General features: G+C 61.6%; 8 protein-coding genes and 2 pseudogenes. 7 read left to right on the top strand and 3 right to left on the bottom strand.

All coding sequences use genetic code 11. The features are described 5' to 3' along the window. Nucleotides 1–157: 157 nt before the first annotated feature. The gene (locus WFP78_RS22250; protein WP_336966646.1) at nucleotides 158–421 is read right to left on the bottom strand and encodes a hypothetical protein; all 264 of its coding nucleotides are present in this window, start codon (nucleotides 419–421) and stop codon (nucleotides 158–160) included. 143 nt (nucleotides 422–564) lie between these two features. On the opposite strand from WFP78_RS22250, the gene tnpA reads away from it, so the two are divergent. The 6 genes from tnpA (at nucleotide 565) to tnpC (WFP78_RS22220) (ending at nucleotide 6,306) form a co-directional block, all read left to right on the top strand. Continuing rightward, nucleotides 565–948: an IS66-like element accessory protein TnpA gene (gene tnpA, locus WFP78_RS22245; protein WP_336966644.1), complete on the top strand. Its 384-nt coding sequence runs from the start codon at nucleotides 565–567 to the stop codon at nucleotides 946–948. A gap of 178 nt (nucleotides 949–1,126) precedes the next feature. Beyond that, nucleotides 1,127–2,389, top strand: coding sequence for a tyrosine-type recombinase/integrase (locus tag WFP78_RS22240; RefSeq protein ID WP_336966642.1), 1,263 nt, complete (start codon nucleotides 1,127–1,129; stop codon nucleotides 2,387–2,389). Next, nucleotides 2,383–3,297, top strand: a complete 915-nt coding sequence (locus WFP78_RS22235) for a tyrosine-type recombinase/integrase (protein ID WP_336966640.1) — start codon at nucleotides 2,383–2,385, stop codon at nucleotides 3,295–3,297. Before WFP78_RS22240 ends, WFP78_RS22235 begins: the two co-directional genes overlap by 7 nt. Further along, complete coding sequence (locus tag WFP78_RS22230) at nucleotides 3,294–4,283, top strand: tyrosine-type recombinase/integrase (protein ID WP_336966638.1); 990 nt, start codon at nucleotides 3,294–3,296, stop codon at nucleotides 4,281–4,283. Before WFP78_RS22235 ends, WFP78_RS22230 begins: the two co-directional genes overlap by 4 nt. Nucleotides 4,284–4,377: 94 nt before the next feature. Then, nucleotides 4,378–4,695, top strand: coding sequence for an IS66 family insertion sequence element accessory protein TnpB (gene tnpB / locus WFP78_RS22225; RefSeq protein WP_336966637.1), 318 nt, complete (start codon nucleotides 4,378–4,380; stop codon nucleotides 4,693–4,695). A 60-nt stretch (nucleotides 4,696–4,755) separates the two neighbouring features. After that, nucleotides 4,756–6,306, top strand: coding sequence for an IS66 family transposase (gene tnpC / locus WFP78_RS22220; RefSeq protein ID WP_473829060.1), 1,551 nt, complete (start codon nucleotides 4,756–4,758; stop codon nucleotides 6,304–6,306). Between the two features lie 43 nt (nucleotides 6,307–6,349). On the opposite strand, the gene WFP78_RS22215 is transcribed toward tnpC (WFP78_RS22220), so the two are convergent. Both WFP78_RS22215 and istA read right to left on the bottom strand, forming a co-directional pair. Beyond that, a complete protein-coding gene (locus WFP78_RS22215; RefSeq protein ID WP_156106061.1) occupies nucleotides 6,350–6,517 on the bottom strand; it encodes a hypothetical protein in 168 nt (55 codons plus the stop codon). 161 nt (nucleotides 6,518–6,678) lie between these two features. Next, a pseudogene (gene istA, locus WFP78_RS22210) lies at nucleotides 6,679–7,914 on the bottom strand (IS21 family transposase); the annotation flags it as partial. A gap of 183 nt (nucleotides 7,915–8,097) precedes the next feature. Between istA and tnpC (WFP78_RS22205) the strand changes: the two are divergent. Next, nucleotides 8,098–9,036 (top strand): annotated as a pseudogene (gene tnpC / locus WFP78_RS22205) (IS66 family transposase); the annotation flags it as partial. Nucleotides 9,037–9,094 lie beyond the last annotated feature (58 nt).

The raw sequence follows: 9,094 nt of genomic DNA, 5'->3' as shown, positions 1-9,094 counted from the left end.
CGCTCGCCATATCGGCCGGCGCTGGCGCTGGCGGACAGAATGCGATCGGACGGAGCGTGGTGGGCGGCATGCTGACCCCACATGTGCTTGATCGCGGGCAGGCGCAGTTCGTTCAGCATCAGGCTGAGCCGCTGGGCGTCGATCATCGGGTCCGCGCTCATGCCGCTTCTCCGAGGCCGATCAGGCTGTCGTAGGAAGCCAGTTCGCCGAGCTCGACCACCACTTCGGGCAGTGCCGCCGGATCTGGCGAGAACCGGGCGCGCAAGGCGGCGATGTCCGGGGTTCGCCGTGCGACAAGGTCTGCTTGGAGAAGGCCCGCCAGTTCCGCCTCGCAGGCCCGCTCGTGCGCCATGGCAAGCAGGTCGACGATGATCCGGCAGGCACCGCGTTCTCCTTCGCATTCCAACAGGTGCTCGAACATCCGCCGGGTAAGCGAGGCCTGAGGGCCGCCTTGCGTAATGCCCATTCGCCGGGATGATTACCGCTCTTTGAGCGAGGTAGCGGGTGTCGGACGAGATCGAGGATTCAGCAAGCGAACGGGCGAGTAATCATACGAGTAATCGTATGAGTAGTCGGATCGAGGTCGTTAGCCGGGTGTCGGGCCGTCGGCGCTGGACGGTGGAACAGAAGCTGGCCGTATTACGGGATGCATTCGGCCCCGACGGTTGCGTGCGGACAGCCTGTGAGCGCCATGACGTCGGCAGCGGCTCGATCTACACATGGCGGCAACAGGCGATGTCAGGCGAGTTGACCGGGGTGCGCAAGCCGATCGAGCCTGTATTTGCGCAGGTGCAGATCAGCGAGCAGCCGGCCTTGCCCGCCCCAACGGTTGCGGCGCGCAGCAACGGCGTGATCGGGATCGAGCTGCCGTCGGGCATCAAAGTGAGTGTGGACGCCACGGTCGATGCCGAGGTCCTGTCGCGGGTGATCGGCGCGCTGACACGATGATCCCGCTGCCACCATCGACGCGGATCTTCCTGGCCTGCGGCGCGACCGACATGCGTAACTATGCGCCGACCATGATTATGCGGAGTCGGCGAGTTTCCAGCCAAGATTCGGGTATCTTTCCCATCGGTTAGATCCAGCCAGGTCGTCACCGATCACCGCATAACTATGATCCCTTGCGATGTCGAACATCACAAGGAGAGTAAAAATGTGCGAGGAAGACCATTGTCGCTGGTTTCTTGATCCTGGTTCGCTGGCACCGTGGATCGACCGGTTTGGTGCAGAACTTGCTGACCGCCGCTATTCACGACTGACGATCTCAGGCTACACCGACGCAGCCCGGCACTTCGCTGCCTGGGTCAACAGCACATCGACGCCGATCCAGATGGTCGATGCCGATTCGCTTCGGCGTTTCGCCGACCATCGTTGCGAGTGCCCTGGCGGGCGGCGATGGTCGCGCATCTCGACCAAGTATTTCCGGCGCGCCGAGCGCTTCTATACCTTCTTGCAGGATATTGCCGTTGCTCCGGCACCCGCCTCGCCGCCCTCGGCTCCGGTCCATCCCTTGCTTGATGACTATCAGCGATGGTTGCGCATTCATCGCGGCCTTTCGGAACGGACGATCGCTCGCCATCGTCGTCTCCTGACCAAGCTGCTGCCGACGCTCGGCGAGGCGACCCGCGACTATAACGCGGCCCTGATCCGCAGCGTGGTACGGGAGTGGCGAGAGCGAACGGGTCCTGCGGACCTCAGAACGATAACCAGTGCGTTGCGTAGCTATTTGCGCTTCCTGGCCGCCGCGGGTCTTTGCCGACCCAACCTTGATCATGCCATCTCGCCCGTTGTGCAATGGCGGCTTTCGTCGTTGCCGCGATATCTATCGGCGAACGATGTCGAACGTGTCGTCGCTTCATGCGATCAGCTCTCCAATGGACGGCTCCGCGACCGGGCCATCCTGCTTCTTCTGGCGCGCCTGGGCCTTCGGGCTGGTGATGTCACCGCGCTGAAGCTTCAGGATATCGATTGGGCAACCGGCATGCTGCAGGTGAGCGGCAAGGCCCGGCGCCAAGTGCGTTTGCCGCTTCCGCAGGACGTTGGCGATGCCGTTCTGGCCTATATCGAGCAGGAACGGCCTCGTGTCGGAGAGGAGACCGTTTTCCTAACGATGATTGCCCCATACAAGCCATTCGCGATCTCAAGCTCTATCTCGACCATTGTCGCCCGTGCCCTGCAGCGGGCAGGGATTACGGATGCCCCTTCGAGGGGAGCGAGCCTGCTTCGTCATTCCGCTGCAACCTCCATGCTGCGGTCCGGTGCCACGCTCGAGGCGGTGGGCACGGTGTTGAGGCACCGCTCACTCGATATGACCGCGCACTACGCGAAGGTGGATATCGCCATGCTTGAGCGGATCGCTCAGCCCTGGCCAGGAGATTTGACATGCTGAGCAAGCTCCTCGCCGATCACACTGCGCTCCAACAGGCCCTCGGCTTCAAGTTTCGAACACCGGGCATTCTTCTGCGCAACTTCGTCGCTTATGCCGAGGAGCGGGGCGACCGCCATATCATGCAAGCGCGCGTACAGGAGTGGGCGCTTCTTGCGCCGTCTCCGGAGCAACGTCGGAACCGCCTGCTGGCGGTGCGTCGTTTCGCGATAGCGCTGCATGCGGAAGATCCGCTCAACGACGTTCCACCCGCTGATCTTTTCGGGCGGGCGGGACATAGGCGGCGCACTCCCTTTATCTACAGCCAAGCTGATATCCGTCGTTTGATCGATGGCGCATTGTCGCTCGGACCGATTGGATCGATCAGGCCACGCACATACAGCACCCTGTTTGGACTGATCGCGGCAACCGGCATGCGCGTTTCGGAGTCGATCTCCCTTCGCCTTGTTGATGTCACCGATGACGGGCTGATCATTGCCCAGACCAAGTTCAAGAAGAGCAGGCTGTTACCTCTTCATTCTACGACGAGACGAGCCCTGGATAATTATTTGGCGAAGCGTCTGACGGCACCGACCCAGAGCGACGCATTGTTCATTTCGCATCAGGGTACGCCGCTCGCCTATCCAACGGTGATAACGGCATTCCTGCAGATCGCCCGCGCGACTGGCTTACGTGGAAAGCCGGGATCACGAGGAGCGAGGATTCACGACCTTCGTCACACCTTCGCGGTTCGTTCCCTCGAGCGATGCGCACACGACGGACAAGCGGTTGCTCGCCATATCATCGCTCTCAGCACCTATCTTGGGCACGCCCACGTCACCGATACCTACTGGTATTTACAGGCAACGCCCGAGTTGATGGTGCACGTGGCGGCGGCCGGCGAGTCTCTGCATCGGGGAGAACTGGCATGACGATGCTCGCGCCCCAACTGACGGCCTTCCTGCGCGAGCACCTGCCGCGCGAACGGCGCGCCAGCATCCACACCTGCGATGCCTATGCTTACAGTTTCCAGTTGTTGGTGGCATTTGCCGCCTGCCGACTGCGCAAGCGACCCTGCCTGCTTCAGATCGAGGATCTTGATGTCCCAACGATTCTGGCCTTTCTCGAGCACGTCGAACAGAACCGCGGCAACAAGGCCCGCTCTCGCAACGCACGACTGGCGGCAGTTAAGTCGTTCTTCCGATATCTTGAGCACCGCGAACCCGCTGTTCTCGACCAGGCTCTTCGCGTTCACGCCATCCCGATGAAGAAGGTGGACGAGACACTCGTTTCGTCACTGACGCGGCTTGAGGTGCAGGCGTTGCTCGATACTCCCGATCGACGAACCGCCTTTGGCATACGCGATCGCGCCATGCTGCATCTGGCATTTGCCGGCGGATTGCGCGTTTCCGAGCTTGTCGGCCTCGATATAGGGCAGTTCGACGGGCGGTCCCCGGCCAGCATTCATGTCATGGGCAAAGGCCGACGAGAACGCGTGCTGCCACTTTGGCAGGAGACGGTAGCCGCCATTCGCGCCTGGATCGCCGTTAGACCCGTCGGTGGCGACACCGCGCTGTTCTTGAACAACGCCGGCCGGGCGATGACCCGCTCGGGGTTCGAGTATATCCTCGCTAAGCATGCGGTCGAGGCATCGCATCGCGTCCCATCGCTTGCTACCAAGACAATATCGCCGCACGTTCTGCGGCATAGCTGTGCCATGCATATGCTTCAGGCGACGCGGGATATCCGCAAGGTAGCGCTTTGGCTTGGCCACGCCACACTCCAGAGCACCGAAATCTATCTTCGGGCCGATCCAGCCGAAAAACTCGAGATGCTCGATGCCCTTTCGCCTCTCGGTATCAAGCCCGGCAAGTTCCGGCCGCCTGATAAGCTGATTCTGATGCTTGGCTCGCGCTAGCCGACGTTAGTTATGCGGAGTCGATAAGGGCACAGCCGAGCACAATTACGTGCCCCTTCCGCGCCGACTCCGCATAATCATGGTCGGCTCATAGTTGCGCTTATGTGGAGCTCCACATAACCGTAAGGGTTTCGACGGCCTGGCGGTGATGACGCAGCAGATCCTGGAGCAGAGCCCACATTCCGGTGCGCTGTTCGCCTTCCGGGGGAAGCGCGGCGATTTGGTGAAGCTGCTCTGGTATGACGGCCAGGGCATGTGCCTGTTTTCCAAGCGGATGGACCGGGGGCGCTTCGTGTGGCCGTCGACCAAGACGGGGTCGGTGATCATGACCGCGGCCCAGCTTTCGATGCTATTGGAAGGCATCGACTGGCGGCGACCTGAACGCACTTTCACCCCTTCATTGGCGGGGTAAAACGCCCATTTTCTGGCACTTTTATTAGCATTGCGACCGCCGATCTGCTATATAATCGCGGTGTCGGACGCAGGCCTTTTCACTCCTGACAAAGATGCTCGGATCGCCGAGCTTGAAGCTGCATTGGCCGCCGCCCATGCCAATATTTCCGCCCGCGATATCCTGATTGATACGCTGCGCGTGCAGATTGCCCGCCTCAAGCGGATGCAGTTCGGCAAGTCGTCCGAGAAGCTCGATACCCAGATTGCCCAGCTTGAGCTGGCCCTTGAAGAACTCGAAGGCGAGGCCATCGTCGCCGCCGCACGTCGAGGCGATCCGGCCGTCGATCGACCGTCGCCGGTTCGCGCGCTGCCCGCCCATCTGCCGCGCGAGGAACAGCGGATCGAGCCTGAGCAGGGTAACTGCACCTGTCCCGACTGCGGCGGCGCGCTGCGGCCGCTGGGGCAGGATAGCGACGAGATGCTCGATGCCGTGCCCGTGCAGTGGCGCGTCATTCGGACCATCCGCCCCAAGTATAGCTGCCGGTCCTGCGAGAAGATCGTGCAGGCGCCCGCGCCGGTAAAGGCGATAGCACGGGGCAAGGCGACCTTCGGCACGCTGGCCCATGTCGTCGTCTCCAAGTTCGACCATCATCTGCCGCTTTACCGTCAGGCCGAGATAATGGCCGCCCAAGGCATCGAGATCGACCGCTCGACGCTGGCAGGGTGGGTCGGGCAAGCATCCGTGCTGCTCGACCCGATCGTCAGTCGCATCCGCGAGGTCGGACTGACGGCTTCAAAGATTCACACCGACGATACGCCGGTCCCCATGCTCGATCCGAGACGTGGCAAGACGGCAACCGGCAGGCTCTGGGCCTATGCCGTCGACGATCGCGGTTCTGGTGCGACCTCACCGCCGTTGGTCTGGTATGAGTTCACCACCGACCGGACAGGCGCACATCCCCGACGCCAGCTGGCCAGTTTCACCGGCTATCTGCAGGCCGATGGCTATGCTGGCTATGACAAGCTCTACAACACCAACCGCGTCACCGAAGTCGCCTGCTGGGCACATTTCCGGCGCAAGATATTCGACATTCATGCGACCAAGCCGACGCCGCTCACCACTGATCTGCTGGAACGTATCGGTCAGCTCTATGAGATCGAAGCAGAGGTTCGCGGCCATCAGCCCGATATCCGACGACGAAGCCGGCAGGACCGCACCAAGCCATTGATCGACGATCTCCGCCAGGCGCTCGACGATGCCCTGCGCCGTCTTGCGCCCAAGTCGGAGATGGCCAAGGCGATCGCTTATGGCCGCAAGCGCTGGATCGCGCTGACGCGCTTCCTCGACGATGGCCGACTGGAGATTGACAATAACATAGCCGAGCGCGCCATGCGCTGCGTGGCCCTTGGCCGCAAAAACTGGTTGTTCGCAGGCTCAAAAGCAGGCGGTGATCGGGCCGCCGCCATCTACTCCATCATCGAGACTGCAAAGCTCAATGGCCTCGAACCGCAGGCCTATATCGCCGATGTCATGGGCAGGATCGCTGGCAACTGGCCCGCAGCCAAATGGGATGAACTCATGCCATGGAACTGGCGCTTGACCGACCAAGACGTTGCTCAAGCTGCCTAGTGGAGATGCCAAAGCTAGATTCTTACGCCACTCCGGCCAAGGATCATGTCGGTGACCGCAAACTGAATGCTATAGCTGCAATTTCTCTGGCACGATCCAGCATTCCAGGAGGCAATTCGCGGGTTCCATCATCATTCAGCGGGAGATCATCGATCTGGTCAAAAATCGCCCCGGCCTCGATGACCAATACCTTCAGCTCGTCATTAGTCACTCATGTTCTCCCTAATCCAACCGCATAATAGCGAAAGGAATAGAAACGATCGAGCGACATCGTAAATTTTTCAAACTCAGACACTCTCTGCCAAAATGACAGAATGTGGCCTACAAACCGCACTTACCCTGAACCGCGGTCCGCAGGCCACGCTTACTCCGCCGGTAAGCCTCTCGCGGGAACAGGCTGTCGCGATAGACCAGCCCCATGAGAGCCATCGGCTTGCGCCTGAGCGAGTGGATGACGTGCCGATAATCGACGACATGGCCATGCTTACCATTGCTGCCGGCGCGGCCACGCACCAGTGTCATCAGCCGGGTGCCGCCCAGGAACAGGTCGATCCGGTCATCATAAAGCCGGGCCCTGAGCCGATGGCCGATCAGGCGCGAAGGAACGGTGTAGAACACCTTGCGCAGCGTGAACCCGCCCGACGAAGTGACGGTGACCAGAACTTCCTCGTAATCACTCGTGCGCATGTCAGGCAGCGGCTGCAAGGCGCGGCGCTCCGCATCGATCGAGGGGGCATGACGCCGGTTGCGTGCGGTCACGACCTCGTCAATGAACCGCCGGTAGGCGGCAAGGTCGGAGAAGTCGTTGCTGCCCCTTAGCAGCAGGGCATCCCTGATCGCAGCCTTGATGTGGCCGTGGGCGCTCTCGATCGAGCCATTCTCGTGGGCCACGCCAGTGTTGTTGCGGGTCGGCTCCATCCCGTAATGCTGGCACAGCGCATCGTACCGCCGGGTAAGGTCGGCACGGGCATCGGCGCCGATATTGCGGAACGCCGCCGACAGGCTGTCGGTGCGGTGGAGCCGGGGCACGCCGCCTGCCGACCACAAGGCGTTCTGCAGCCCTTCGGCGAGCGCGACGAAGCTCTCGCCGCCCAGGATCACATGGGCATGCTCGAAGCCGCCATGGATCAGCCGGAAGTGATAGAGCATATGCTCCAATGTCTCGCCGACAACGGTGACGCCCAGATCGGCCATTGCGGTAAAGTCCGACAAGCCGAGTCGGCCGGGTTCGTGCACTTGGCGGAAGATGACCTCGCGCTCAGGCCCATGAAGTGCCCGCCAGCCCCTGATCCGCCGCTCCAATGTCCGACGCGCAAACGGCAGATCGCCGTGCCGACGGCGCAGTTCCTCGAAGATCGCGATCGGGCGAAGAGCAGGCGCGGCTTCCAGCAGCGGCACCACCTCTTCCTCGAATATCCCGGCGAGCGGATCGGGACGTCGCCGCTCTCGCGGCGCCTTCGCCTGAGAAGGCAGCGTTGCCTGCTCCAATAGCCGGTAACCCGTCGCCGGGCTGAACCCCGCCTTCGCCGCGGCAATGGTGACGGAATCATTCCTTCGGTTGTCCATGAAAAGCCTCATCTGATGATCGGTTATGTGACGGCCAGGCACACGGCAGGTCCTCCTCCCGGGAAAACCCAACCATAGCTGACGCCGCGATCATCTCCGGCCTCCCCACAAAGGGGCGCTCCGGTGTGTCGGGATCGGCTCCGGGCTACGCCCTACGCCAACCCCGACACACCGGATTCTCATCTTGATTGTCGCGCTTTCTCACCGTGAATGTCGCGCGACACCTTTGCCCTTGTCCACAAATACGTGGATGGCACGCCGCTCTATCGTCTGGCGCAAACCTTCGAGCGTGCAGGTGTACCCGTTAGCCGCTGTGCTCTGGGCCATTGGGTGATTGGTTCGAGCGAGAGGCATCTGTATCGCATCTATGACGCCCTGAAGCTGCGGCTCCGGTCCCAAGACGTCATTCATGGCGACGAGACTACGGTTCAAGTGCTGAAGGAAGAGGGCAAGGCGCCTACCAGCACCTCGTATATGTGGGCCTACCGCAGCAGCGAGGACAGCGAACAGCCGATCGTGCTGTTCGACTATCAACCCGGTCGCGGGCAGGAACATCCGCAGGCCTTCCTCGGCGACTATCGCGGTATCCTGATGAGTGACGGCTATACGGCCTGGCGCACATTGAAAGGCGCCACGCATCTGGGTTGCATGGCCCACGCCAGACGGCGCTTTGCCGACGCCCTCAAGGCGAGGAAGAAACAAGGCGGGCCGCCCGCACAGGCGCTCAAGTTCTTCGACCAGCTCTATCGGATCGAAAGGCAGGCGCGGGACGAAATACCCGATGAGGGGGAAACGCAGGCCAGCTACATGCGCCGCTTCCGCCAGAAACATAGCGTCCCGGTCCTGGATGCCCTCAAGGCGTGGCTCGATGCGATCGCACCGAAGGTCATGCCCGACACCAAGCTTGGTGATGCGGTATCCTACACCCTCAACCAGTGGGAATACCTGACGCGCTACGTCGAAGACGGCAGGATGCCGATCGATAACAATCTTCTCGAACGTGACATCAGGGTTTTTGCAACAGGAAGAAAATCCTGGCTTTTCTGCGACACAGTGGACGGCGCACGGGCGAGCGCCGTCACCTACAGCCTGATGCTGACTTGCCGCGCCTGCGGCGTCGAGCCTCTCGCGTGGCTACGCCATGTCCTCACTGAACTGCCCCAGCTGTTGATGGCGGAGTAAAATGCCCCGGAACGGGGCTCTCCCGCACTTTTGGTGCTGT

The organism is Sphingobium aquiterrae (assembly GCF_037154135.1).
GTDB lineage: Bacteria > Pseudomonadota > Alphaproteobacteria > Sphingomonadales > Sphingomonadaceae > Sphingobium > Sphingobium aquiterrae.
The sequence above is the reverse complement of the archived record's forward strand: the minus strand, read 5'-3'. Positions and strand labels throughout refer to the sequence as shown.

What these genes read in the sequence shown, in the direction of transcription:
- WFP78_RS22240 (WP_336966642.1), top strand. Translation starts at nt 1,127, where the DNA reads ATGTCGAACATCACAAGGAGAGTAAAAATGTGCGAGGAAGACCATTGT.
- WFP78_RS22235 (WP_336966640.1), top strand. Translation starts at nt 2,383, where the DNA reads ATGCTGAGCAAGCTCCTCGCCGATCACACTGCGCTCCAACAGGCCCTC.
- WFP78_RS22250 (WP_336966646.1), bottom strand. Translation starts at nt 421, where the DNA reads ATGTTCGAGCACCTGTTGGAATGCGAAGGAGAACGCGGTGCCTGCCGG.
- tnpA (WP_336966644.1), top strand. Translation starts at nt 565, where the DNA reads ATGAGTAGTCGGATCGAGGTCGTTAGCCGGGTGTCGGGCCGTCGGCGC.
- WFP78_RS22230 (WP_336966638.1), top strand. Translation starts at nt 3,294, where the DNA reads ATGACGATGCTCGCGCCCCAACTGACGGCCTTCCTGCGCGAGCACCTG.